The organism is Micromonospora sp. NPDC092111, assembly GCF_044755745.1.
Lineage (GTDB): Bacteria > Actinomycetota > Actinomycetes > Mycobacteriales > Micromonosporaceae > Micromonospora.
In genome coordinates this window covers 447,079-471,350 of the sequence record NZ_JBIVRQ010000002.1, presented here as the reverse complement: position 1 = coordinate 471,350, position 24,272 = coordinate 447,079, and the positions used below count along the sequence as shown (strand labels likewise).

Below are 24,272 nucleotides of genomic sequence, written 5' to 3'. Positions count from 1 at the left end.
CCTCATGCCGAGCCGTCCAACGGTGCGCCCCGCTGCCGCATGAACGGCACCGGATTGACGCCGCCGGCGTAGCTGCGGTCCCCGTCCACGTGGATCTCGAAGTGCAGATGCGGCCCGGATGAGTTGCCGCTACTGCCCACCAGCCCGATGACCTCGCCAGCCTTTACGAGTTGTCCGGGCGTCACCCGAGGCTTTTCGATCATGTGGCAGTAGCGGCTGACATAGCCGCCGGCATGCAGGATGTCGACGAACCAGCCGCAGCCGCCCTTGCCCGGGAAACCGTCGACGTCGCAGGTGCGTCCGCCGCTGTGGTCCGGATCGCACCGGGCGACCAACACCCGTCCGGTCGCCGCGGCGTGGATCTCGGTCCGCTTGCGGGCACCGATGTCGACCCCGTTGTGCCGGGGCCGGCTCGTGCTGCGGAAGCCGGAGCCGACCCCGCCGTCGATCGGCGCGGTCCAGCCAGACGCGGCGATGGTCCGGGCGGAGGCCTGGTCGCAGAACGTCCGATCGGCGATCTGCACCGTTCGGGCGGCGCCGCCGGCCAGCGCGTTGACGATCTGACTGGCGATGTCCTCATGCTTGGCGTACGCGTCGGGATACGCGCTGATCTGAACCTTCTGGGCGGCGCGGGTCAGCGACAGTCGTTCCCAGTCGTCCACCTTGAGCAGCTTCTCGTAGAACTTTCGGGCCGCGTAGTCGGGGCTCATCCGCTGCGCGACGCTGCCCCAGCCCGCCCGCTGTTGAAAAAGACCGACGGAATCGTGGTCCGAGCCGACACCCTCATTCGGAATGTCGCGCGAACCGGCGACTGTGCTGTTGCCCAGGTTCCGCAGGGCCGACTCCTGCATCGCGGTCGCCACGGCGATCACCCAACCCCGGGGCGGCACCCTCATGTCCTGACCGACCTTGATGATGATCGCCGCGTTGCGCATCTGGCTGTCGCCGTAGTCGGACATTCGAGGCATGGAGCCGGTGACGTTGACCCGATGGTCGTCATCACATCGTTGTTCGTTGGAGACCAGGCTCTCCTGGTCGCCACCGAGGTTTGTCAGGAAGAACGCCGCACTGCCACCACCGCAGCAGAGTAGCGCGAGGGTGCCCGTCAGCGCGGCGGCGACGGCACCGATCCGGAGTCGACGACGGGGTGGCTCGCCCACCCCCGGCAGTTCGGCAGTCATTCCCGCTCCCAGTCCACGGCATCCACCAACCAGCGTCCGTCAGGTGCCACCAGTTCCAGCCGTAGGCGTCCGGTCTCCAACGGGACCAGCACCTCGGTGAAGTCTTCGGTCCGTGGCCGGAGGGTCGGCTCACCGGTGACCTTCTCGGCCGGTACGCCCGCAGGGTCGGCACCGGTTAGCTTCTCGGTGAGGGCGGGTGTCGAGAGCGGCCGGAGGGCCCCCTGCCACCGTTCAGCGGTGGTGGTGGGTCCACCGAGCCAGGCGGTGGCGAATCGGGAGGCCGTCTGCTCCGGGGTCAACTCGCCGGGGCGGGTGCGTGGGGACTGCGCGACGGGGGTTGAGATGACTCCGTCGTCGCCCTCCTCTGGATCCACCGTGGTGATGGGTTCCCGAGGCCGGCTGCTCAGCCCGGCGGTGAGGTCACTCGGGCCGGACACCAGGCGGGCCGCTCCGATAACACCGAGAATCAGCACGGCGATACCGAGGGCGATGCCGAAGCGAGATCGGAGAACCCGGGTGAACAGGAATTCAAGTGCCCGTCGCATCGCCGTCACCGAGCCTCGGACCGTATCCGGGGGCTGGGCTTGACCGGGGTCCGCTCGGCCGAGTCGGGGCGGTAGACCACGAAGGACGGAGCCTCCTCCGGCACGTCCGGCTCGGTCCATGTCGCCGGCTGCCGGCGGGGCCGAGGCGCGGTCGTCGAGCGGCTGCCCCTGCCTGGTACAGGTGTCAACTCTGTCTCGTCGGCGCCTTCCCGTCCGTCCGGCCGGTCCCGCTGGGCTGGCGTGCTGACCGTGGACTGCGACGGGTCCTCCCGCCGGGCCTCGGGTCGTAGGCTCGTCGGTTCCACCGCTAGCCCGCGTCGCCGGGCGGTCGTCGGCTCGGTGGTCCCGCCTGGCTCGGACACGTCGAGCCGGGCGGCGATCCGCATGTCGCGGAAGAACCGCCGGTGCCACGACCCGGCCGAGCTGACCGCCTCGCTGCTGTCCTTGCCGCCCAACTGCGTGATCCGCCGGTACGGACGCAGCAGCAACCACCCCACCACCCCGCAGAGCCAGACCAGGACCACCTGGAGCCAACCTGGCAGGGTGGGCGTGCTCATGATCAGGTCCACGGCGAAGAGGTAGATCGCCGCCCCGGTGCCGAAGATGGCGATGTTGAAGACAGCGGCGACCACAGCGTTTGCCAGTCGGCGTAGCCCGGCGCTCGCCGGACGGAGCAGCCCGACCGTGCCCAGGATCGGTGCCGCGATCACCGCCCACCGGAAGATCATGAAGCCGAGCAGTACCAGCAGCGAGGCGGTGAGGTCGAACATGGCGAAGAGCAGCGAGGCCAGCACGGCGATGAAACCGGAACCGATCCGGTCCATGTCCCGGCTGCCCTGAAGGTATTCGTAGGCTTCCGGATCCTCCGTCTTGATTTGCTCGGCCACCGTCATCCATTGCTGCTGCTTGGCCTTGATGGTTGCCTCGCGGGTGGCGGGGTTCTGCCGAAGCTTTTCCGCCTCCTCCCAGGAGATCGACTTGGCGTCGTAGAGAGCTGCCCCGTACTTCTTCGCGGTCTCACTGTCGGCAGAGCCGAGGACTCCACGCAGCCAGTTGCGGTAGAGCATCGACTCGGTCGCAGTGTCGCTTGCGCGGACTGCGGGAGGTCGCTTGTCCACGCAGGCTTCGGGATTCGGCAGGACGCAGCGGTCCGGCGGAATGTCTCGTGACGCGGGACCAACCGCATCATGGACGACGCCCAACGAGGTGATAAGGGTACCGTCGGCGACGTTCGCGGACTTGACGGGCCAAGCGGCCAAGGCAGTCACCGCGACCATCACCAGCAAAGCCCAACCGGCCGTGGTCATCGCATTGCTCATGTCCGATTGGCGGGATCGCCAGAGTAGATAGAGCCCTACCACGCAGAGCGTCACGATGCCGAAGACGCTGAACACCTTTTGGTAGACGGCCTTAGTCGCCTTGTCGACCAACGGGTCGGCCCAGTTCCACATCGACCGGGGGTCCCACGCACGTTCGCGGAGTGCGTTTGAGGCACCGACAACTGCGGTGGCCATCATGAACTCGCCGTTGGCAACCGTGGTGGTGAATTTGTAGTCCGGGTGGAGGACAGTGGACGCGCAACCACCCTCCACGTCGTAGGTGTTGAAGCTGTAGCCCCCATAGCCGTAGTCGCTGTAGAGCCCCTTCGGTCCGGGGAGCTTTGATGCATCGGGACGCGAAGCGAACCATCCGGCGAGGCCGGAGTCCGGCGCGGAGGGGACCGGTGGCTTGCGGCAGTCCACCTCGGCTTCGCTGACCTGCTTCAGTTTGCCGACGCAGGTGCGGAAGTCGGCCTGCCACTCTTTGGTCGTACAGAGGTCGGCGGCTCGGGCGGAGGCGGGCGGGGCAGCGTACGCCGGTGTGGCCGCCACCACCGGCCAGGCGATCGTGGCACCGGCGAGTACGCCGAGCGCGAGGAGGAGCGCCGTGATCCGTGCCCGGGCCCTCGCCATTGTCACGCCTCCAGATCAGCCAGGACGGTCGGCAGTATTCCGGCGGCCTGGGCGACCGCGGCAGGGGTGGTGTCGAGGTGGTCCAGCAGCCCCTCGACGTACGACACGTCGACCCGGACCTTCTGCACCCGGCCGTCCACGTCGCGCATGACGAACTCGCGGAACCCGAGCCGGGTGGCCGAGGCGGTGTCCACGGCGGAGAGGGAGGCCAGGGTCGCCTCGTAACCGTCGTCGACCGGTACCCGGAGCAGCCGCAACGCCTCGGAGGCGATCTCGGTGTCCTCGGCGATCCGACCCACGAAGACGGTGGAGACGAGGTTCTGCACGTCGAGGCCGAGGATGTCCTTCGGGTTCTGCGAGGCGACCAGGGCGGCGAGGTTCCATTTGCGGGAGTCGCGGGCGAGCCGGACCAGGAAGGACCGGCCGGAGCGCCAGCCCTCCATGAAGTGCGCCTCGTCCAGGCCGACCAGTTTGCGCGACGACATCGACCCGCCGTAGCAGCGGCGGACGGCGAGCCGGTGGGCGGTGTGCAGCATGGGCAGGGCCAGCGCCTCCTCGGCCGACCAGTACTCACGCTCGATCTTGAGGTCGGGCAGCCGCAGGCCGGCCATGGTGATCACGGTGAGGGCGGCGTCGGCGCCGAGCAGCCCCTCCGGCGGACGGCCGAAGAAGAGCATCGCCAGCGGCATCTCGGCGGTGTCCAGCAGCAGGTTGGCCAGTTCCCGCCCGGCGTCGTCGTCGAGCCCCTGGAGGCAGGCGACCACGTCGTCCAGGGTGGACGTCTCCTCGGCCGGCACCTGCCGGACGGCGTGCCGGAACAGGGTGGCGGTGGAGGCCTCCCGCGCCACCTGCGGTGGCACCAGCATCATGCAGATGTCCTGCACGAGCATCCGCCGCTCGGCCCGGGCGTTGGAGACCGCGATCTCGAACTCGCGGTCGCCGGCCGCGCCGGCACCGAACTCGGTGCGCAGCGGGGTGGGGATCAGCGAGTACGGCGCCAGCGTCCCGGGTTCCGATCCGGTCAGGTTGAGCACCCGCGCGTACGGCTGGAGTTCGGGCATCGCGCACAGCCGGGCGAGCGGACCGGACGGGTCGAGCAGGGTGACCTGGACGCCCCGTCGGGCGGCCAGGTAGCCGAGCGCGCCGAGCAGGGTCGACTTGCCACCGCCCGGTTCGGCGACGAAGACGGCGAGCCCGGAGCGCTCGCGTACCTCCATCGGGAAGTGCAGGTCGAGGAAGACGGGCCGGCGGCAGGTCCCGGCGGTACGCCCGATCAGGTCGCCCCGCCGGTCGCCCACGGTGGACGCGGCCTGGGGCAGGGCGGCGGCCAGCAGCGGGACCGGCATCCGCCGGACGTAGCCGGTGTTGGCGATCGGCTCGCCGGGGATGAACTCCCGGGCCAGCCAGTCCTGGTTCTTCGGGTGTTGCAGCGAGATCCGTAGTTCGCGTGAGTAGAGCTGGATGAGCCGCCGGGCCCGTTCCATGCACTCCTCGCGGGTCCGCCCGCCGACGGCGATCCGGTGCCAGCCGTGGGCCCGCGCGGAGTCCACCGGCAGGCCGGTGGTCATCTCGTCGCCGATCACCAGGGCCCGCTTGGCCAGCCGTTCCAGCTCGGGTGGGGCGTCGATGCCGTGCTCGGCGTAGTCGAGCTGCTGGGAGCGGATCATCCGCAGCCGGTGTTCGAGGTTTCGGAAGGAGTCCCCGGAGCCGAGGATGTCGACCCGGGTGGAGATCTCCATCGGCCAGGGCAGCCGCTCGTGGAAGTGCAGCCAGGGCTCGTGCCGTTCGGGGATCTCCAGCGGCTCCATCCGGCCGACGGCGAGCACGGCGACGTGCCGTTCCTCGCCGGTCATCCGGTTGACCAGCTTGACGGTGGTGCCGTACGGGGTGCGGTAGCGCTCGACCTGCTCGGTGAGGGCGAGCAGGTCACCCCGCTCCCATCGGCCGTTGGTCACCGGGGAGAGGGTGCCGGGCGGGGCCATGCAGAGGGCGACCGAGCGGTAGAGCAGCCACTCCAACTCCTGCGCGGTGACCCGCCGGCCGCGCATGCCGAAGCTGCCCAGCACCTCGTCGAACTGTTCGACGGTGCGGCCCAGCTTGCGGCGTTCCCCGTCGGCGGTGCCCCGGCCGAAGGTGCGCAGCAGCCGTTCGGTGAGCGAGTCGCCGAGCGAGCGCCGGGCGAAGGTGACGCCCAGGTAGGTCTGCCCCTCGGCGTGGTTGACCGACATCAGGTGCCGCTGGGCGGCCACCAGATGGTCGGCCCAGCCGGCCGTGCCGGGGACGTCGGGCAGCGGCGACGCGGTGTGCGCGTCGATGGTGCGGGCCCACTCGTCGGCCGGGAACGGCCGGGTGGTGCGGCGCAGGTGCAGCCGGAACCCGGCCAGGCCGGCGTACTGCTCGGAGATCGCGGAGAGCAGGGCCTCGCGTTCGGCGTCCGGGCGGAACGCCCAGCGCACCTCGGGGAGCCAGTACCAGGCGGTGACCGTGTTGGGGGTGAAGGTCAGGTGTCCGGCGATCTCCGTGATCGCCAGGTCGATCGCGGGGTCCCGGTCCCCGAACTTGATCTTCGGTGGGCGTACCCGGACGGGCTTGACCGGGGCGTTCCGCCGGCTCGCCGCGCGTTCCCTCGGCGTGGCCAGTTCCCGGGAGCGGCGTTCCGCCGGCTCCTGCGGGCGGGACTCGGCCAGTTCGTGCCGGGCTGGTTCGGCGGCCACCGCGCCCACCGGGGCGGCCAGGGCCTCCGTGCGGACCGGCTCGACCGGCTCCGGCCAGGCCGGCTCGACGTGCTCGGGCCAGCCCGTCGCCCCGGTCTCCGCCGGCACCGGCACTGGCTGCGGGCGGGGCACCGGGACCGGCTCCCGCCGGGACCGCTCGGCGCTCTCCCGTCGAGCCCTCTCGGCCTCGCGTCGAGCCTGCTCGGCGGCTTCCCGTCGGGCCTGTTCGGCGACCTCACGTCGGGCCTGCTCGGCGGCCTCACGTCGGGCCTGTTCGGCGGCTTCCCGCCGGGTCTGTTCGGCCGCTTCGCGCCGGGCTTGCTCGGCGGCTTCGCGCCGGGTCTGTTCGGCGGCCTCGCGTCGGGCTTGCTCGGCGGCTTCCCGCCGGGTCTGTTCGGCCGCTTCGCGTCGGGCCTGTTCGGCCACCTCGCGCCTGGTCTGTTCGGCGGCTTCCCGGCGGGCCCGCTCGGCCGCCTCCCGCCGGCCGCGGTCGGTGGCCTCCCGGGCCCGCTCGGTGGCCTCCCGCCGGGCCCGTTCGGCCGCCTCCCGCGCGGTGAGCGGCTCGCCGGTCTCCCGGGGGAACGGCTCGGCCGGGAGCCGGCGCGGTGCCCGCAGCGGCGGCGCGTCGACCGGCCGGTCGGCCGCCAGGGCCTCCGCCGCCGGGTGGGCCGCCGGCAGCCGGTCGCCCGGCTGGTGCGGGACGCGGGTACGGGCGTGCCGATCGGTGGGGGGAGCCGCCTCGATCGCCGCCGCAGGGGCCTGGGCCTCGATGGCTGCCGGTGGGGCCGCCGGGGCGGCCGGCTGGTGCGGGATGGGCGGGTGGTCCCGGCCGGTGCCGCGTCGCGCCGGGCCGCCGGGCGTCGGGGTGGCGCCGGGGTGCGGCCCGCCGCCGAACAGGTCGAGGAAGGGGGAGTCGATGTCGGTGCCGTCGCCGACCAGCATCGGCGCGGCGGAGGGCGGCTCGACCGGCGGCGTGCCTCGCCCGGGGCTGGGTCGAGGTGCCTGGAAGACGCCCACCCCGCCCTGACCCGGGCCGGTGAGCAGGGCCGGGTCGTACGGCTCGTCGTCCCGCAACTCCTCCTGGGGGTAGTCGAACGACCGCGCACGGTTACCGTGTGGGGCGCTGTGTCGTCCGGCCGGGAAACCCGGCGTGGAAGAGCGACTCATTCGACCGCCTCACCCGCGTGGTCCGACTGTCCGATCCGCGTACGCCCGGTCATGCCAGTTCCTCCCGGATCCTGATCCGGCTGCCGATCAGGCGGGGATCCCGCAGCTCGGCGGCCGGTTCCCGGGTACGTCGCCAGTCGGTGAGCGCGGTGCGGATGACCATCCGCGCCGGCCGGTCCGGGTCGACGTACCGGAAGATGAACGAGGTGCTCACGATGGCGAGCGCGATCTCCCAGGCGGGGAAGAGCTCGACCTGCAGCGTGAACAGCCAGTGGATGAACATGAAGAGGGGTACGAGCAGCATGAACAGGCCGTACTGGGCGTACGGCAGGTGGACCGGAAGGGTGTAGCCGGGCGGCCCGAGGTAGACCAGGCGGGCCCGGTAGATGTCGTCGTCGGTGCGCAGCCGCATCTGAAGCCCGCGCCTATTCGAAGATCAGCTTGATCAGGTAGTCGCCGACGAAGAAGAGTGTGGCCGCGCCGGCGATGAAGGCCAGGCCGACGATGGCGATGGCCGAGCTGGTCAGCACCTTGGAGATCTCGCCGCGGCTGGCCCGGCCGATGAAGATGACCCCGAGCACGGCGAGCAGGATGGGTGCGATCTTGCTGGCGAAGAAGGTGACGATGCCGCTGGTGTCGATGCCCTTCGGAGCCGGCTCGGCGAGTGGCGCCGACGCCAGCGTGTGCAGCGCCTGCGCGACGCCGGACGACGCTGTCTCCATGAGCTCGAAGGCGATCACTGGAACCTCCCCATAACGCGGCCGGCGGTGCCGCGGCGGTGCAGTAGGCAAGCCTGGCGGGAATGTGCTCACGCTGCGCAGCGTCGGCGACGCTACGTTCGTCACCCACCACGGAGAGTGGCGAGTTTTGGGGTGATTTTTCCCGCTTCGGCCCTCCCTCCGGGCTTCGCCGTCTCGATGCTGGGCAATTCCACAGCGTACGGGCCGCCCCCCTTTGCGACAAGCCGCGAAGAGTGGGCCCGATTCCGCCCGGACGACCGATCGTACACCTGTTCCAATTGGCACGTCAGGGTCGTTGCGGGCGGTGCCGGCAGGGGCCGCCGGACCACACCGGGACGACCGGTACCGTCTAGTCGTGACCGATCTGGTACGGGCGCGGAACCCGGTGGTGATGGGCGTCCTCAACGTCACGCCCGACTCCTTCTCCGACGGCGGCCGGTACGCGGATCTCGACGCCGCCGTCGCACACGGAGTGCGACTGCGGGACGAGGGCGCGGACCTGGTGGACGTCGGCGGCGAGTCGACCCGGCCGGGGGCCGACCGGGTCGACCCGGAGACCGAGGCGGCCCGGGTCCTTCCGGTGGTCCGCGAACTCAGCGCCGCCGGGGTGTCGGTCAGCATCGACACCACCCGGGCATCGGTCGCCGAGGCGGCTGTCGCCGCCGGTGCCGCCGTGGTCAACGACGTCTCCGGTGGGCTCGCCGACCCCGACATGGCCCGGGTGGTCCGGGACGCCGGCTGCCCGTGGGTGCTGATGCACTGGCGGGGCCACTCGCGCGGGATGCGCGAACTGGCCGACTACGCCGAGGTGGTCGCCGACGTGCGGGCCGAGCTGGCCCGGCGCGTCGACGAGGCGCTGGCCGCCGGGGTGGCCGCCGACCGGATCGTCGTCGACCCCGGGCTCGGCTTCGCCAAGACCGCCGCGCACAACTGGGAACTCAGCGCCCGCCTGCCGGAGCTGCTCGACCTCGGCTTCCCACTGCTGTTCGGGGCGAGCCGCAAGTCGTACCTGGGTCGGCTGCTCGCCGACCCGGACGGCACCCCCCGCTCCACCGCCGGCCGGGCGGCCGCCACCGTCGCCACCAGCCTGCTCGCCGTCGCCGCCGGCGCCTGGGGGGTACGCGTGCACGACGTCCGGGACACCGCCGACGCGCTCGCCGTCTGGGCCGCCACCGGCCGTCCCCGGCTCACCGCCGCCTCCCGTACCGGCCGGGGCGACCGGACCGGATGCGCCGGCCAGGCCGGGCCGGCGGACGCCGGTCGGAGCGGCACCGTCCACGCCGGCCGGGGAGAGGACGCACGATGACCGACCGGATCGCGCTGACCGGGCTGCGGGCGTACGGCCGGCACGGCGTCTACGACTTCGAGCGCGCCCAGGGGCAGGAGTTCGTCGTCGACGCGGTGCTCGAACTCGACCTCGCCCCGGCCGCCCGCTCCGACCAGGTGACCGACACGGTGCACTACGGCGAGCTGGCCGAACGCCTGGTCGCGGTGCTCACCGGCGAGCCGGTCAACCTGATCGAGACGCTCGCCGACCGGCTGCTCGCGGTCTGCCTGGCCGAACCGCTGGTCGCCGCCGCCACGGTCACCGTCCACAAGCCCGAGGCGCCGATCCCGCACACCTTCACCGACGTCGCCGTGACGATGCGGCGTACCCGGTGACCCGGGCGGTGCTGTCGATCGGCAGCAACCTGGGCGATCGGCTCGACCACCTGCGCGCCGCGGTCGCCGGGCTGGGCGACGCGGTGCTGGTGGTCTCCGGCGTCTACGAGACTCCCCCCTGGGGAGACGCCGACCAGCCGGCGTACCTGAACGCGGCGGTCATGGTCGCCGACCCGGCGGCGACCCCGCGCGACTGGCTGGCCCGGGCCCACGCCGCCGAGCGGACGGCCGGGCGGGTCCGCGACCCGGGGCGCCGGTTCGGCCCGCGCACCCTCGACGTGGACGTCGTCGCCGTCTGGGACGACGCCGGCCAGCCGGTGCTCAGCGAAGACCCCGAGCTGACCCTGCCGCACCCCCGCGCCCACCTGCGCGCCTTCGTGCTCCGGCCGTGGATCGACATCGAGCCGCACGGGCGGTTGCCTGGACACGGCTGGCTCACCGACCTGCTCAACGCCGAGCCGGTCGCCGGCGACGCCCTGGAACTCGGTCCCCGGCCCGATCTGGAGTTAGAGTCGGACACATGACCCAGTGGAGCCGGCCGGCATGACGCAGTCGCAGTCCCGACCACCCCGTGGCCAGGAGCCCGACGGGTCGAGGATGGGCCCCACCCGGATCTCGACCCTGCTGGTCGCCGCGCTCGCCGCCGCCGCCCTGGCCTGGCTGCTGATCAGCAGCTTCTACTACAGCGGGATCCCCCGGCTGCCCTGGCTGCCGGTGGTCACCCTGGCCGCGCTCGCCGTGCTGGAGGCGTACGCGGCGGTCAACACCCGGGGTCGGATCGACCGCAAGCCCGGCCGGGAGCCGGTCAACCCGCTGCTGGTCGCCCGGTTCGTGGTGCTGGCCAAGGCGTCCGCGCTGGCCGGGGCGATCTTCGTCGGGTTCTACGCGGGGCTGACCGGGTGGCTCTTCGTCGAACCGACCAACGCCGCGATCGAGGACCGGCCGGTCGCCGGGGCCGGTGTGCTCGCCTCGTTCGCCCTGGTGGCCGCCGCGATCTGGCTGGAACGCTTCTGCCGGGTACCCGAGCAGGACGACGACGCCGACCGCGACGCCGACGACCGACCGGGCCGCCCGGGCCGGCGCTGACCAGGGGGTTACGTCCGGCCCTGCACGCAGGTACCGTCCCTGGCGACCGAGAACAGCCAGCCGTCACCGGGGACGGCGGGTCACCTGGGAGGCGCACCGCATGGTGTACGACGAACCGGGCCGGGCCGCGCCGGCGGAGGTGCCCGCCGCCGTGTTGGAGAACGTCTTCGACGACCCCGCGCAGGGCGAGCCCGGCCGGGACCGGATCGGCGTCCACGTGGCCTGGGAACTGGTCCTGCTGGTGGCCCTCGCGGCGCTGGCCTACCTGCTCTGGCGGGAAGACCCCGACGCGTTGCGCGGCGACGGCCTGCGCCGGTTGCTGGTCGACGCGGTCGCGCTCGGCCTGCTCGTCCTCGCCGCCGGGCTGAGCCTGCGCACCGCCGCGGTGAACCTGGCCGTCGGCCCGGTCGCCGTGGCCGCCGCGCTGCACTTCGCCGAGCAGGGTGACCGGGGCATGCCGGTGGCGCTCGTCCCGGCCCTGGTCGCCGCCGCGCTGGGTGGCCTGGCCCTGGCCTGGGCGGTGGTGGTGCTGCACGTCCCCGGGTGGGCCGCCAGTCTCGCCGCCGCGGCGGGGGTGATCGTCTGGATCGAGCGCCGGAAGCTGCCGGTGCCGGTGCAGGCCGACTACGACCCGAGGGCGAACGCCTCCTACCTCTTCGCCGGCTTCGCCGCGGTCGCCGTGCTCGCCGGGGCGTTCGGCGCGATCCGCGCGGTGCGCCGCCTGGTCGGCCGGTTCCGGCCGGTGGCCGACCCGGCCCGCCGACGCGGTGTGGTGGCCGCCCTGGTGACCGCCGGCGCGCTGATCGCGTCCACCGTGCTCGCCATGCTCGCCGGGGTGCTGGTCGCCGCCAACGCGACCGGACCGCTGGTCCCGACGTCCGGTCTGGACTGGACGGTGCTGGCGGTGGGCGTGGCCATGCTCGCCGGCACCAGCGCGTACGGCCGGCGCGGCGGGATCTTCGGCACCCTGCTCGCGGTGGGCCTGGTCGTGGTCTACCTGGCCTGGGCGGCGGAGTTCGGCGCCCCGGTCGACCGGTGGGCCGTCGGCGGGGCGGCCCTGGGCGCCGGCCTGCTGGTGACCCGGCTGGTCGAGACGTTCGGCCGGCCCCGCGCGGCCGGCGGGGAGCCGGCCGACCCGGTGCCCGTCCGGGACGGCGCGATCAGCTCCGGCTGGTCCCTGCCCCGCCCCGGCGAGACGCGCGACTGGACCCCGGCGCTGCCGGAGCGGACCCACACCGACACCCCGCCCGACCCGTGGGAGACCCCCCGCTGGGAGGCCGATCCGCCGCGCTGGGACACCGACAACCGCTGACCCGCCGGCCCCGACGGGTCCGGCCGCGTGGACGACGGGCCGGGAAGGATCTCGCCGGTTAGGCTCGCGGACATGACCGAGACTCCTTCCGCCGGCACCGGACGCACCTTCGACGAACTCGACGCCCTCTCCACCGAGGAGCTGCGGGAGCGGGCCTTCACGGTGGCCCGGGAGCGGCACGACATCGGCTTCTTCTGGTCGGTGCTGCGGCACCTGCCGAACGCCGACGAGGCCGCCGCCCTGGACGGGGCACCCAACTCGGTCGGTCCCACCGTCGACGAGGCGTCGGCGCTGTGGCGGGAACTGACCGGGCACGGCTACGAGGAGTCCGCGCCGCTGCTCCGGGCGGCGTTCATCGACTACCTGATGAAGCACTGACCGGTCGCGCCGCCGGATGGCGGGACAGGTTTGCCGGCCGTGGCGGGCCGGGAACCTCCCGCCGCATGGCCCTCACCAACCGCCCCCGGACCGTGCGCGGGTACGGCACCGCCGCCGGCACCGGCACCCTCGCCGCGCTGATCCTCGTCGCCGTCTGCGGCAGCCCCTGGTACGTCGGCTGGGCCGAGCAGCACACCGACCCGAACTCGGCCGGCGGCTGGTACCTGCGGCTGCTCGCCTGGCCGGCCTGGCGGCTCGACTCCGCCGACTCGGCGCACGGGGTGCTGGCCACCGACCTGCGGGCCGTCCTGCTGCTGGTGTTCGCCGCGGCGCTGCTCTACCTGCTGCCCGCCGGGCAGGTGGCCCGGGTGCAGGGCTCGGCCAGCCAGTTCTTCTCCGGCTGGGCCGCGTACACCCTCGCCGGGGCGGCGGCCACCCTGCTGGCGGCGCTGCTCACCTCGGACGGGTCGCTGCTCGCCGCCTTCGAGACCACCGGCACGGGCGCCGGGTACGGATTCTTCGCCGGCTGGATCATCGGGCTGGCCAGCCTGGGCGGGCGGGCCTGACCCGCCGGTCGCTCAGTCCCCGGTCTGGCCGAGGTCGAGTACCCGCGTCCGGGTGAGCGTGCCGGCCGGCCGGCCGTCGGCGGTGACCACGACCGCGTCGGTGCCGGCGGTCAGCATGGTGGCCAGCGCGTCGTACGCGGACCGGCCCAGCGGCAGCTCCGGCAGGCCGGTGTCGGCCGCCGCCGGGTCGAGCACCGCCCGGGTGACCGGGGTGACCGCCAGTCGGCGGATGCCCCGGTCGGCGCCGACGAACTCGCGGACGAACGGCGAGGCGGGCGCGCCGAGCAGGGCGGCCGGGGTGTCGTACTGCTCCAGCCGGCCGCCCTCGGAGAGCACCGCGATCCGGTCGCCCAACCGGACCGCCTCGTCCAGGTCGTGGGTGACCAGCACGATGGTCTTGCGCACCTCGGCCTGGAGCCGGAGGAACTCCTCCTGCAACCGGGTCCGTACGATCGGGTCGACGGCGGAGAACGGCTCGTCCATCAGCAGCACCACCGGGTCGGCGGCCAGCGCGCGGGCCACCCCGACCCGCTGCCGCTGCCCGCCGGACAGCTCGTGCGGGTAGCGACCGCCGAACTGGGCCGGGTCCAGCCCGACCAGTTCCAGCAGCTCACCGCTGCGCTGCCGGATCCGCTCCTTCGACCAGCCGAGCAGCCGGGGCACGGTGCCGACGTTGGTGGCCACCGTCTGGTGCGGGAAGAGACCGACGTTCTGGATCACGTAGCCGATCCGGCGGCGCAGCCGCACCGGGTCGACCCGGGTGATGTCCTCGTCGCCGAGCAGGATCCGGCCGCCGGTCGGCTCGATCAGTCGGTTGACCATCCGCAGCACGGTGGACTTGCCGCAGCCCGACGGGCCGATCAGCACCACCAGCTCGCCGGCCCGCACCTCCAGACTCAGCTCCCGGACCGCCTCGGTGCCGTCCGGGTAACGCTTGCGGATGCCGGCCAAGGTGATCGAGGCAGCGCTGTGCCCGGCGTCGCCGGTGCCCCCCGGGGTAACGTCCACGTGTGTCCTTCCACCTGAGCTACCCGGCCGCACCGGGTAACCCGTGGTTCTCCTGGCAGTACGTGCGGGACAACTCTGACACGATCCTCGCCGCGCTGCGCGAGCACGCCTCGCTGACCGGCCGGGCGGTGCTGATCGCCGCGCTGGTCGCCCTGCCGCTGGCGGTGCTGGCGTACTGGTACCAGCGCCTGGCCGGGCCGATTCTCGCACTGACCGGGGTGCTGTACACGATCCCCTCGCTGGCCCTGTTCGCGTTCATCGCCCCGTACCTGGGCATCGGCGCGGTCACCGTGCTGACCGTGGTGGTGCTGTACGCGCTGCTGGTGATCGTCCGCAACGCGGTGGCCGGGCTGAACCAGGTGCCCGCGGAGGTGCGCGACGCCGCCGAGGGCATGGGGTACGGCCGGTGGGCGCGACTGTTCCGCATCGACCTGCCGCTGGCCCTGCCCGGCATCCTCACCGGCGTCCGGCTGGCCACCGTCTCCACCGTGGCCCTGGTCACCGTCGGGGTGGTGGTGGGCCGGGGCGGTCTGGGCCAGCTCATCTTCGCCGGCTTCCAGAACAACTTCTACAAGGCCCAGATCATGACCGGCACGCTGCTCTGCGTCCTGCTGGCGCTGGTGCTCGACCTGATCCTGGCCGGAACGGGCCGGCTGCTCACCCCGTGGCTGCGGGGCCGGGCCCGGTGAGCGGGGCGGTCGGCTACGGAGGGGGAACCCGGTGAACCCGGTGCAGCAGGCGGTGGTCTGGCTCAACGATCCGCTGAACTGGACCAACCCCGGTGGCGTCCTGGACCGGATGGGCGAGCACCTGAGCATGTCCGCCGCCGCCGTGCTGCTGGGCTGCCTGGTGGCCTGGCCGATCGGGCTCTGGCTGGGGCACTCGGGGCGCGGCGGTGGTGCGGTGGTGCTGATCTCCAACCTGACCCTGTCCATCCCCACCCTGGCGTTGCTGACCATCCTGCCGTTGACCTTCCTCGGCTTCGGCCGGCCGGCGGTGGTGGTCGCGCTGGCGGTCTTCGCGGTGCCGCCGCTGCTGGCGAACGCGTACACCGGGGTGCGGCAGGCCGACCCGGAGGCCCGGGACGCGGCGCGCGGGATGGGGCTGTCCGGCTGGCAGGTGCTACGCCGGGTGGAGCTGCCGCTGGCGGTGCCGTACCTGGCCGCCGGCTTCCGGACCGCCGCGGTGCAGGTGGTCGCCACGGCCGCGCTCGCCTCGTTCGTCAACGGCGGCGGGCTGGGGCAGATCATCCGGGCCGGCTTCGGACTGGACATCGCGGCCGGCGGCGGCCAGATCATCGCCGGCGGGGTGCTGGTGGCCGGGCTGGCGCTGCTCGTCGAGGGGCTGTTGGCGCTGGTGGAGCGGGCGGTCACCCCGAGGCCGCTGCGGCGTACCCGGCGGGCGGCGAACCGGCGGGCGGCGGACGCGACGGCCGGGAGCTGACCCGACCTCGTGACGATCCGATGACGAAACTCGCTCAGAGTTTGTCGGTCGGCCCAGGAGGATATTGGCTGGAAGCCAGCGGGCGGCTGATCTGATCGCCCGTCGGACACGCGGCCGGCCCAAACGGGGCCGCGCCGGGACACGGAAGGCGGGCACGATGCGCGTACGGACACGGCTGGCAGTCGGCGCGGTGGGCGCCCTGACCGCGGCGGGTCTGCTCACCGGGTGCGGGGACGCCGGCTCGTCGGGCACCGACGCGCCGGAGCAGGGCGCCAGCGGCGCGGGCTGCGCCCCGGTCGCCGGCGACCAGTTGGTCGTCCTGACCGACGACAAGAAGCTCCAGAACACCGACAACATCATCCCGGCGGTCCACGCCGACGTGGCGAACCCGGAGCTTCTCGCGGCGCTGGACAAGGTCTCCGCGGCGCTGGACACGCCGAAGCTGATCGCCCTCAACAAGGCGGTCGACGTGGACCGCAAGACGCCGAAGGCGGCCGCCGAGGAGTTCGCCTCGACCAACGGCCTGACCGCCGGCATCGCCAAGGGCCCGGGCGGCCGGATCGTCGTCGGGGCGGGCAACTTCTCCGAGAGCCAGACCCTCGCCGAGCTCTACAACATCGCCCTCACCGCGGCCGGCTACCAGGTCAAGGTGCAGCAGATCGGCAACCGGGAGCTCTACGAGCCGAGCCTGGAGAAGGGCGAGATCCAGGTCGTCCCCGAGTACGCGGCGACCATGGCCGAGTTCCTCAACACCAAGGCCAACGGCAAGGACGCCACCCCGGTCTCCTCGCCGGAGCTGGACAAGACGGTCGCTGCGCTGAAGGCCGGGGGCGACAAGGTGGGCATCACCTTCGGCACCCCGTCCGCCGCCCAGGACCAGAACGCCTTCGCCGTCACCAAGGCGTTCGCCGACAAGTACGGCCTGAAGAACCTCTCCGACCTGGCGGCCAAGTGCTCCGGCAAGGACACCGTGCTGGCCGGCCCGCCGGAGTGCCCGCAGCGGCCGAAGTGCCAGGCCGGTCTGGTCGAGGTGTACGACTTCAAGGCCGGCTCGTTCGGCTCGCTGGACGCCGGCGGCCCGCAGACCAAGAACGCGCTGAAGACCGGCACCGCCAGCGTCGGCCTGGTCTTCTCGTCCGACGGGGCGCTCGCCACCAGCTGAGCGTCGCCCGGTCGCGGTCGGTTTCCGGCCGCGACCGGGCCTTCCCGGAGCGAACGCCGCGAGCCTGCCCAGGGCCGTTCCCACCCCGGACGGATCTCGGTAGGCTGCACAGCCATGCCCTCCCCGGTCGACTCCGAGAAGCGCAGTCCGCAGCTACTGACCGTCCTGTTCTGGATCGGGGTGGCGCTCGCGCCGCTGGCCGCGCTGATCCTGCTCGTCGCCGACGGCAACGGCCCGCTGCGGTTCGCCGCGGTGCTCGCCATCACCGCCGTGGTGCTGATCGGCCTCTCCATCGCGCTGCGCGCCGACGGCGGCGGGCGGGTGGACGGCGACGAACTGTTCGACGAGTTGGAGCAGCTACGTCGTGAGCTGCGCGGTGAGATCGTCGCCGCCGCCCAGCGCGGCAACCAGGCGCTGGACCAGTCCCAGCGGGTCGAGGAACAGGTCACCGCGATGCGCCGCCGGCTGGACGCGGCGGCGGCGGGGATCGCCGCCGCGGCCGGGATCAGCACGCCGGCCGTCGACGAGCGGGCGGGTGCCGGCCCGGCCCGCGTCCCGGTGGCCGACGAGCGGGCCGGTGCCGGGCGGGCCCGCGTTCCGGTCGCCGCCGAGCAGCCCGAGGACCCCCCGGCGGGGCGCCGCCGGGCGGCCACGCCCGAGGATTCCCCGACCGGCTGGGGCCGGGCTGCCCCGGACCGGGACGCCGACGAGCCGGTGGGCCGCCGGTACGCCCCGGAGCAGCCGGCCGCCGGCCAGGCCGGGGTGTACGGCGCGGCCCCCCGCGAGCCGCGCGGCGCCGGGCCCGCTCCGGAGCCCACGTCCCGCCCGCTCGGCGTGGTGCGGCACACCGAGACCGTGCACGTGACCACCCGGCACACCGTCGTCGACGGCGCCGACCCGGCGGGCGGTGTCTACGGCGGCGGGTACGCCGGCCGTTGGTCGCCCGCAGCGGAGGAGCCGTCCTGGGCCGGCGGCGAGCCGGAGCGTCCCTGGTCGGGTCAGGCCGAGCCGGCGGACCGGGTCTGGTCGGCCCCGCCGGAGGAGCGTCCCCGGGGCGGCCGGCCGACCCAGCGCGACGAGCGGGCCTGGTCGGCCGGCCCGGAGCGGGGCCGGGGCGGCCCGGCCGACGACCGGCCCGAGCCGGCGCGGTCGGCGCGGTCCCACGCCGCCGAGGAGTCCGATTCCTGGACCGCTGCGCGGGCCGGGGACCGGTGGGCCGAGGTCCGCGACGACGGGCCGGCCCGGGAGGTGCGGGCCGGAGACCGGTGGGCCGAGGTCCGGGACGACGGACACGCCCGTGAGCTGCGGGTCGGGGAGCGCCGGGCGGAGTTGCACGCCGACGGTTCCCAGTACCGCTACGCCGACCGTTGGGCCTCGGTCCGGCAGGAGGAGCAGCGCCGGGACGAGCCGCGCCGGGAGCCGGACCGGGCCGGTGGGCAGTGGGGTGGCGGCTGGTCGGAGCCCGACGACCGGCCGGCGCGGGCCCCCGAGGAGCGGTGGGGCCGGCCGCCGGCGGAGCAGCGGCGGGACCGGGAGCCGGTGGTGTCGTGGCGCAACCCGGAGCCGGAGCCGGAACCGCGCGGCAGGCAGCAGTGGGACGGCGGGGAGCGGTACGGCTACCCGCCGCAGGACGACACCCCCCGCGCCGGCGGCCACTGGCGCTGACCGCCGCCCGCGCCGCCGGTCACCCGGGGCCGTCCCGGCTCACTTGTCGATGTCGCCGACCACGAAGAACATCGAGCCGAGGATGGCGATCAGGTCGGGCACCAGGCAGCCGGGGAGCAGGGTGGCCAGCGCCTGCACGTTGGCGTACGACGCGGTGCGCAGCTTGAGCCGCCACGGCGTCTTCTCCCCCCGGGACACCAGGTAGTAGCCGTTGATCCCGAGCGGGTTCTCCGTCCAGGCGTAGGTGTGCCCCTCGGGGGCCTTGACCACCTTGGGCAGCCGGGTGTTCACCGGCCCGGTGAGCCGGTCGACCCGGTCGAGGCACTGCTCGGCGAGGTCGAGCGAGACGTACACCTGGTCGAGCAGCACCTCGAAGCGGGCGTGGCAGTCCCCGGAGGTGCGGGTGACCACCGGGACGTCGAGCTGGTCGTAGGCCAGGTAGGGGTCGTCGCGGCGCAGGTCCAGGTCGAGCCCGGAGGCCCGGGCGACCGGCCCGGACGCCCCGAACGCGGCGGCGTCGGCGGCCGACAGCACCCCCACCCCGACGGTGCGGGCCAGGAAGATCTCGTTACGCCGGATGAGGTTGTCCAGGTCGGGCAGTCGCCGCCGGACCTCGCCGATGGCCGCCCGGGCGCGGGTGGTCCAGCCGGCCGGCACCTCCTCCTTGAGGCCGCCGACCCGGTTGAACATGTAGTGGATCCGCCCGCCGGAGACCTCCTCCAGCACCGTCTGGATGGTCTCCCGTTCCCGGAAGGCGTAGAAGACCGGGGTGATCGCGCCGATCTCCAGCGGGTACGAGCCGAGGAACATCAGGTGGTTGAGTACCCGGTTCAGCTCGGCCAGCGCCATCCGCAGCCAGGTGGCCCGCTCCGGCACCTCCATGCCCATCAGCCGTTCGACGGCGAGCACCACGCCCAGCTCGTTGGAGAACGCCGACAGCCAGTCGTGCCGGTTGGCCAGCACGATGATCTGCCGGTAGTCACGCACCTCGAACAGCTTCTCCGCGCCCCGGTGCATGTATCCGACGATCGGCTCGGCGGCGACCACCCGTTCCCCGTCGAGGACCAGCCTCAGCCGCAGCACCCCGTGCGTGGAGGGGTGCTGCGGGCCGATGTTGAGCACCATGTCGGTGCCGAGTTGCTCCCCGCCGGTGCCGGCCACCAGCCCGGCGCCGGTGCCGACGGTCAGCTCGCGCAGGTCGCCCGTGGTCATGCCCGACATCGTGTCACGAACTCAGCCGAGGTCCACGCCGACCGGTTGGCGTAACCACAGGTGCCCGCCGAGCCCGGCCGGGTCGGTCAGCTCGGCCACCGTCGAGGCGGCGGCGAGCGCGCGCAGGTAGCCCGCCGGGTCGGTGCCGGCCAGGCTGATCGGTGGTCGCCGGCCGTCGGCCCCGAGCGCCCGCAGCGCCTCCCGCTGCGACACCAGGGAGTACGCACACCGGGCGACCCGGGCACCGGCGGCGGCGACCGAGTCGATGGCGACGTGCGCGGTGACGTCACACGACCCGTCCGGCACCGGCGGCACCTGCCGGCCGGCCCGGTACCCGGTCAGCGTCCCGTCGACGGGCCGTGCCCCGCCCAGGTGCCCGTAGTCCACCGCCAGCGCCAGCCCCCGCGCGACCCGCCCGACGGCCTCGGCCCAGGCTTCGTCCCGGCCCCGGCCGATCTCGGCCCGTCCCGGCCAGGTGCCGGTCGGCCCGCCGGTGCCGGTTCCCGCCGCCTCGGGCGGGGCATCGTCGGCCGGCTCACCTGCCCGGCGTGGCCACCAGCGGTCGAGCCATCCGGCGTCGGCGGCGTCGACCGGATCACCGACCGACTCCGCACCGGTGGCCGGGTCGACCAACAGGTACCGCCACCCGTTCCCGGTGTGCACGGCGACGTCGAGCGGTACGTTGTCCAGCCACTCGGTGGCGATCAGCAGCCCGACGATCCCGTCGGGGATCTCGTCCACCCAGCCGATCGACCCGGGCAGGTCGTCCGGCCGGGCCGCCCGCTCGACGGCGGTGAGCCGTACCCGGGTGGCGAGCGGAACCGGGCCGGCGGGTGTCCCTTCGACGGGAGGCGACCCGGCGGCCACCCCGGCGGCGGGGACGGGGTCCAGGGCGGGCTGGAGGGCGCGCAGCAGCTCACCCCGGCCCGCCCCCACGTCGACCACGGAGAGCACCGGCGGATGGCCGAGCGCCGCGTCGACCTGGTGGAGCAGCCGGAGCAGGGCGGCGGTGAAGACCGGCGAGGCGTGCACGCTGGTCCGGAAGTGGGCGGCCGGTCCCGCCCCGGTGACGAAGAAGCCGTCCGGCCCGTAGAGGGCGAGGTCCATCGCGTCCCGCCAGCGCATCGAGTTCATCCCGCGTTCAGGGTGCGTCACCGTGCCGACCCTACGGTCAGCCGGTATGAGACGACTGTTCATCCCCGCCCTGGCCGTCGTGCCGCTGCTGGCGGCCGGGTCGGTGGCGTCCGCCGCCCCGGCCGGCGACGCGCCCCGGCCGGTCCGGGCGCTGGCCGAGACCCCGTCCCTGTTCGACGACTCCGCCGGCGGCGACGCGGACGCCGACGACCCGGCGATCTGGGTGCACCCGACCGACCGGGCGGGCAGCCTGGTCGTCGCCACCGCCAAGAACGGCGGCCTGCGGGTGTACGACCTGCGGGCCCGGGAGCGGCAGGCGATCCCCACCCCGCCCGCACCCGGACCGGACGACGAGGCGGGCCGGTTCAACAACGTGGACCTGGTGGCCGGGTTCAAGCTGGCCGGCCGCCCCGCCGATCTGGCGGTGGTCACCGACCGGGGTCGGGACCAGCTCCGCTTCTACCGGATCGACCCGGTGTCGCGGCGGCTCGTCGACGTCACCGCGCCGGACGTGCCGTTCGCGTTCAGTGGGGACCAGACCGAGGTCAACGAGCAGCGCACCGCGTACGGGCTGGGCACGTTCACCGACGCCGACGGCGGCACGTACGCGGTGGTGAGCCGGCGCAGCACCCCCGAGGTGGGGGTGTTCCGGCTGGTGGAGCGGGCCGGGAGGGTCAGCTACCGGCCGGTGGACCGGCTGGTGCTGCCGTCGACGTTCACCCTGCCGGACGGCTCCACCTGGTCGCCGTGCACGGATCCGGGGGACGGCCCGCAGGTCGAGGGGACGGTGGTCGACCCGGCGACCGGCACGGTGTACCTGGCGCAGGAGAAGGTCGGCCTGTGGCGTACCCGGCTGGCCGGTGGCCGGTTCGTGGCCGCGCCCCGGCCGGTGGAGCGGGTCCGCGAGTACGGCGTCCCGGCGGTCTTCGACCCGGCGGAGGACGACTGTGTCACCGACCACGCCGCCGACCCGGGCTTCGGCGGCCGGATCGCCCAGGACGTGGAGGGGCTGACCATCTTCCGCACCGGCCGGTACGCGGGCACCCTGGTCGTCTCCAGCCAGGGCGACGACACCTTCTACACGTACGACCGGCGCACCAACCGGCCGACCGGCCGGTTCGCGGTGGTCGACGGGCGGGTCGACGGCTCGCAGGAGTGCGACGGGGCGGCGGTGACCTCGACTCCGCTGCCGGGCTTCCCCGGTGGCCTGCTGGTGGTGCACGACGGCCGGAACACCCCGGAGACGCCCGGCGGGGACGGCGAGGCGCGTCCGGACACCGACTTCAAGTTCGTCGACGCCGGGTTCCTGCGCGACCGGCGGTGACCTGCCGCACCGGGCCGCCCGCAACGGGGGGTGGCCCGGTGCCGGCCGGTGAAGGTTTTCACACATCCTTGTTCGTGTTCCGTAACCTCGGCGCATACTTGCGGTCGACCGGTACCCCCTTTTCGAGGACTGGATCGTTGCCATGAGCGCACCGCCGCGCCCGCGTCCGGCCGCCCCGCGTGGGGCCGCCGCACCGCAGGGCCCCGCCGTTTCCGGCGTCCCGCTGGCCTTCCCCGGTAGCCTCACCGTCGGTGTCGTCGGCGCCGGCCGGGTCGGTGCCGTGCTCGGTGCGGCGCTGGTCGCGGCCGGGCACCGGGTGGTCGCCGCGTCCGGGGTCTCCGACGCCACGAAGGCCCGGATCGCGCTGCTGCTGCCGGACGCCGGCAACCGCTCGGCCATCTCGGTCGCCCGGGCCGCCACCGACCTGCTACTGCTCGCGGTCCCGGACGACCACCTCGCCGGGGTGGTCGCCGGGCTGGCCGAGACCGGCGCGTTGCGCCCAGGTCAGGTGGTCGCGCACACCTCCGGCGCGCACGGGCTGGCCGTGCTGGCCCCGGCCGCCGCCATGGGCGCCCGGCCGTTGGCCCTGCACCCGGCGATGACCTTCACCGGTACGCCGGACGACCTGGGCCGGCTCGCCGGCATCTCGTACGGGGTGACCGCCCCGGCGGAGCTGCGCCCGTTGGCCGCCCGACTCGTCGCCGACCTGGGCGGGGTGCCGGAGTGGGTGGGCGAGGCCGACCGGGTGCTCTACCACGCGGCGTTGGCGCACGGCGCGAACCACCTGGTGACCCTGGTCAACGAGGCGGCGGACCGGCTGCGCGACGCCGGGGTGGCGAGTCCGGAGAAGGTGCTCGCCCCGCTGCTGCGGGCGGCGCTGGACAACGCCCTGCGGCTCGGCGACGACGCGCTGACCGGCCCGGTGTCCCGGGGCGACGCGGGCACCGTACGGCGGCACCTGGCCCGGCTGGCGGAGACCGCGCCGGAATCGGTCGCCCCCTACCTGGCGTTGGCCCGACGGAGTGCGGACCGGGCGATCGCGGCGGGCCGGCTGCGGCCGGTGGACGCGGAGTCGCTGCTGGACGTGTTGGCGGGCATCCACCGGCAGGTGGCGGCGTGAGCGTGCGGAGCGAGTCGATCGTGCGAGCCCGGTGGGCGCGAACCGAGGTGGAGCGATGACCGAGTTGGTGCACACGCGGGCGGAGCTGGCGAAGGCCCGGGACGGGCTCACCGGCACGGTCGGCGTGGTGATGACCATGGGTGCGCTGCACACCGGCCACGAGACGCTGATCCGGGCGGCCCGGGAGCGGGCCGAGCACGTCATCGTGACGATCTTCGTGAACCCGTTGCAGTTCGGCCCGAACGAGGACTTCGACCGCTACCCGCGCACCCTCGACACCGACCTGGAGGTGTGCCGCCGGGCCGGTGCGGCCGTGGTGTTCGCCCCCTCGGTGGCCGACATGTACCCGGACGGGCAGCCGACGGTGCGGGTCAACCCCGGGCAGCTCGGCGAGGAGTTGGAGGGGCAGAGCCGGCCCGGCTTCTTCCACGGGGTGCTGACCGTGGTGCTGAAGCTGCTCCAGCTCACCCGGCCGGATCTCACCTTCTTCGGTGAGAAGGACTACCAGCAGCTCACCCTGGTCCGCCGGATGGCCCGGGACCTGGACGTGCCGGTCGAGGTGGTCGGCGTGCCGACGGTGCGCGAGCCGGACGGTCTGGCCCTGTCCAGCCGCAACCGTTACCTGTCGGCGGACGAGCGGCGGGTCGCGCTGAGCCTGTCGGCGGCGCTGCGGGCCGGCGTCGACGCCGCCGGGCGCGGGGACGACGCCGGCGACGTGCTGGCCGCCGCGCACCGAGTGTTCGGCGAGGTGCCCGGGGCGCGGTTGGACTACCTGGCGCTCACCGACCCGGACCTGGAGCCGGGGCCGGTCGCGGGTCCGGCCCGGCTGCTGGTCGCGGCCTGGGTGGGCGGCACCCGGCTGATCGACAACGTGGCGCTCCGACTCGCCCCCCTGTCCTGA

At 73.8% G+C, this 24,272-nt stretch carries 22 protein-coding genes and 1 pseudogene; 14 read left to right on the top strand and 9 right to left on the bottom strand.

Annotated features, from left to right (window positions below):
* Nucleotides 1–2: 2 nt before the first annotated feature.
* The 6 genes and pseudogenes from ACIQG9_RS08230 to ACIQG9_RS08205 all read right to left on the bottom strand — a co-directional run bounded on the left by ACIQG9_RS08230 (nucleotide 3) and on the right by ACIQG9_RS08205 (nucleotide 8,299).
* On the bottom strand, nucleotides 3–1,169 hold the full coding sequence (locus ACIQG9_RS08230) for a M23 family metallopeptidase (RefSeq protein ID WP_400399302.1): 1,167 nt from the start codon (nucleotides 1,167–1,169) through the stop codon (nucleotides 3–5).
* An 8-nt stretch (nucleotides 1,170–1,177) separates the two neighbouring features.
* On the bottom strand, nucleotides 1,178–1,735 hold the full coding sequence (locus ACIQG9_RS08225; RefSeq protein WP_400399194.1) for a hypothetical protein: 558 nt from the start codon (nucleotides 1,733–1,735) through the stop codon (nucleotides 1,178–1,180).
* The gene (locus ACIQG9_RS08220; RefSeq protein WP_400399193.1) at nucleotides 1,732–3,678 is read right to left on the bottom strand and encodes an MFS transporter; all 1,947 of its coding nucleotides are present in this window, start codon (nucleotides 3,676–3,678) and stop codon (nucleotides 1,732–1,734) included. Before ACIQG9_RS08220 ends, ACIQG9_RS08225 begins: the two co-directional genes overlap by 4 nt.
* Before the next feature lie 2 nt (nucleotides 3,679–3,680).
* Nucleotides 3,681–6,266, bottom strand: a pseudogene (locus tag ACIQG9_RS08215) (ATP-binding protein); the annotation flags it as partial.
* A gap of 1,342 nt (nucleotides 6,267–7,608) precedes the next feature.
* Entirely contained in the window at nucleotides 7,609–7,971 is a 363-nt protein-coding gene (locus ACIQG9_RS08210; RefSeq protein WP_400399192.1) for a hypothetical protein, read from the bottom strand.
* A gap of 13 nt (nucleotides 7,972–7,984) precedes the next feature.
* Nucleotides 7,985–8,299: a hypothetical protein gene (locus ACIQG9_RS08205; protein WP_400399191.1), complete on the bottom strand. Its 315-nt coding sequence runs from the start codon at nucleotides 8,297–8,299 to the stop codon at nucleotides 7,985–7,987.
* A 355-nt stretch (nucleotides 8,300–8,654) separates the two neighbouring features.
* Between ACIQG9_RS08205 and folP the strand changes: the two genes are divergently transcribed.
* The 7 genes from folP (at nucleotide 8,655) to ACIQG9_RS08170 (ending at nucleotide 13,303) form a co-directional block, all read left to right on the top strand.
* A complete protein-coding gene (folP, locus tag ACIQG9_RS08200; RefSeq protein ID WP_400399190.1) occupies nucleotides 8,655–9,605 on the top strand; it encodes a dihydropteroate synthase in 951 nt (316 codons plus the stop codon).
* Nucleotides 9,602–9,961, top strand: a complete 360-nt coding sequence (folB, locus tag ACIQG9_RS08195) for a dihydroneopterin aldolase (protein WP_400399189.1) — start codon at nucleotides 9,602–9,604, stop codon at nucleotides 9,959–9,961. Before folP ends, folB begins: the two co-directional genes overlap by 4 nt.
* A complete protein-coding gene (gene folK / locus ACIQG9_RS08190; RefSeq protein ID WP_400399188.1) occupies nucleotides 9,958–10,485 on the top strand; it encodes a 2-amino-4-hydroxy-6-hydroxymethyldihydropteridine diphosphokinase in 528 nt (175 codons plus the stop codon). The genes folB and folK overlap by 4 nt, the downstream gene beginning before the upstream one ends.
* A gap of 19 nt (nucleotides 10,486–10,504) precedes the next feature.
* The gene (locus ACIQG9_RS08185; protein WP_400399187.1) at nucleotides 10,505–11,047 is read left to right on the top strand and encodes a DUF3180 domain-containing protein; all 543 of its coding nucleotides are present in this window, start codon (nucleotides 10,505–10,507) and stop codon (nucleotides 11,045–11,047) included.
* Nucleotides 11,048–11,147: 100 nt separating this feature from the next.
* The gene (locus ACIQG9_RS08180) at nucleotides 11,148–12,359 is read left to right on the top strand and encodes an ABC transporter permease (RefSeq protein WP_400399186.1); all 1,212 of its coding nucleotides are present in this window, start codon (nucleotides 11,148–11,150) and stop codon (nucleotides 12,357–12,359) included.
* Nucleotides 12,360–12,431: 72 nt separating this feature from the next.
* A complete protein-coding gene (locus ACIQG9_RS08175) occupies nucleotides 12,432–12,737 on the top strand; it encodes a hypothetical protein (protein WP_400399185.1) in 306 nt (101 codons plus the stop codon).
* 65 nt (nucleotides 12,738–12,802) lie between these two features.
* Nucleotides 12,803–13,303, top strand: a complete 501-nt coding sequence (locus ACIQG9_RS08170) for a hypothetical protein (RefSeq protein ID WP_400399184.1) — start codon at nucleotides 12,803–12,805, stop codon at nucleotides 13,301–13,303.
* A gap of 12 nt (nucleotides 13,304–13,315) precedes the next feature.
* Here ACIQG9_RS08170 and ACIQG9_RS08165 read toward each other — a convergent pair whose 3' ends face one another.
* Nucleotides 13,316–14,311, bottom strand: a complete 996-nt coding sequence (locus ACIQG9_RS08165; protein ID WP_400399183.1) for an ABC transporter ATP-binding protein — start codon at nucleotides 14,309–14,311, stop codon at nucleotides 13,316–13,318.
* A 2-nt stretch (nucleotides 14,312–14,313) separates the two neighbouring features.
* Between ACIQG9_RS08165 and ACIQG9_RS08160 the strand changes: the two genes are divergently transcribed.
* From ACIQG9_RS08160 to ACIQG9_RS08145, 4 genes are all read left to right on the top strand, one after another.
* Nucleotides 14,314–15,000 carry an ABC transporter permease gene (locus tag ACIQG9_RS08160; protein WP_400399182.1) on the top strand — a complete coding sequence of 229 codons (687 nt, stop codon included), beginning with the start codon at nucleotides 14,314–14,316 and terminating at the stop codon, nucleotides 14,998–15,000.
* A gap of 31 nt (nucleotides 15,001–15,031) precedes the next feature.
* The gene (locus tag ACIQG9_RS08155; protein WP_400399181.1) at nucleotides 15,032–15,754 is read left to right on the top strand and encodes an ABC transporter permease; all 723 of its coding nucleotides are present in this window, start codon (nucleotides 15,032–15,034) and stop codon (nucleotides 15,752–15,754) included.
* Nucleotides 15,755–15,911: 157 nt separating this feature from the next.
* Nucleotides 15,912–16,916, top strand: a complete 1,005-nt coding sequence (locus tag ACIQG9_RS08150) for a glycine betaine ABC transporter substrate-binding protein (protein WP_400399180.1) — start codon at nucleotides 15,912–15,914, stop codon at nucleotides 16,914–16,916.
* 114 nt (nucleotides 16,917–17,030) lie between these two features.
* Complete coding sequence (locus ACIQG9_RS08145; RefSeq protein ID WP_400399179.1) at nucleotides 17,031–18,581, top strand: hypothetical protein; 1,551 nt, start codon at nucleotides 17,031–17,033, stop codon at nucleotides 18,579–18,581.
* A 39-nt stretch (nucleotides 18,582–18,620) separates the two neighbouring features.
* Here the strand turns inward: ACIQG9_RS08145 and ACIQG9_RS08140 are convergent, their stop codons facing one another.
* On the bottom strand, nucleotides 18,621–19,802 hold the full coding sequence (locus ACIQG9_RS08140; RefSeq protein WP_400399178.1) for an NADH-quinone oxidoreductase subunit D: 1,182 nt from the start codon (nucleotides 19,800–19,802) through the stop codon (nucleotides 18,621–18,623).
* 12 nt (nucleotides 19,803–19,814) lie between these two features.
* Complete coding sequence (locus tag ACIQG9_RS08135) at nucleotides 19,815–20,927, bottom strand: SAM-dependent methyltransferase (RefSeq protein WP_400399300.1); 1,113 nt, start codon at nucleotides 20,925–20,927, stop codon at nucleotides 19,815–19,817.
* Between the two features lie 46 nt (nucleotides 20,928–20,973).
* Between ACIQG9_RS08135 and ACIQG9_RS08130 the strand changes: the two genes are divergently transcribed.
* The 3 genes from ACIQG9_RS08130 (at nucleotide 20,974) to panC (ending at nucleotide 24,272) form a co-directional block, all read left to right on the top strand.
* Complete coding sequence (locus tag ACIQG9_RS08130) at nucleotides 20,974–22,251, top strand: phytase (protein ID WP_400399177.1); 1,278 nt, start codon at nucleotides 20,974–20,976, stop codon at nucleotides 22,249–22,251.
* A 142-nt stretch (nucleotides 22,252–22,393) separates the two neighbouring features.
* Nucleotides 22,394–23,371 carry a Rossmann-like and DUF2520 domain-containing protein gene (locus ACIQG9_RS08125; protein WP_400399176.1) on the top strand — a complete coding sequence of 326 codons (978 nt, stop codon included), beginning with the start codon at nucleotides 22,394–22,396 and terminating at the stop codon, nucleotides 23,369–23,371.
* A gap of 55 nt (nucleotides 23,372–23,426) precedes the next feature.
* Nucleotides 23,427–24,272 (top strand): pantoate--beta-alanine ligase, encoded by an 846-nt coding sequence (panC, locus tag ACIQG9_RS08120; RefSeq protein ID WP_400399175.1) that lies wholly within the window; start codon nucleotides 23,427–23,429, stop codon nucleotides 24,270–24,272.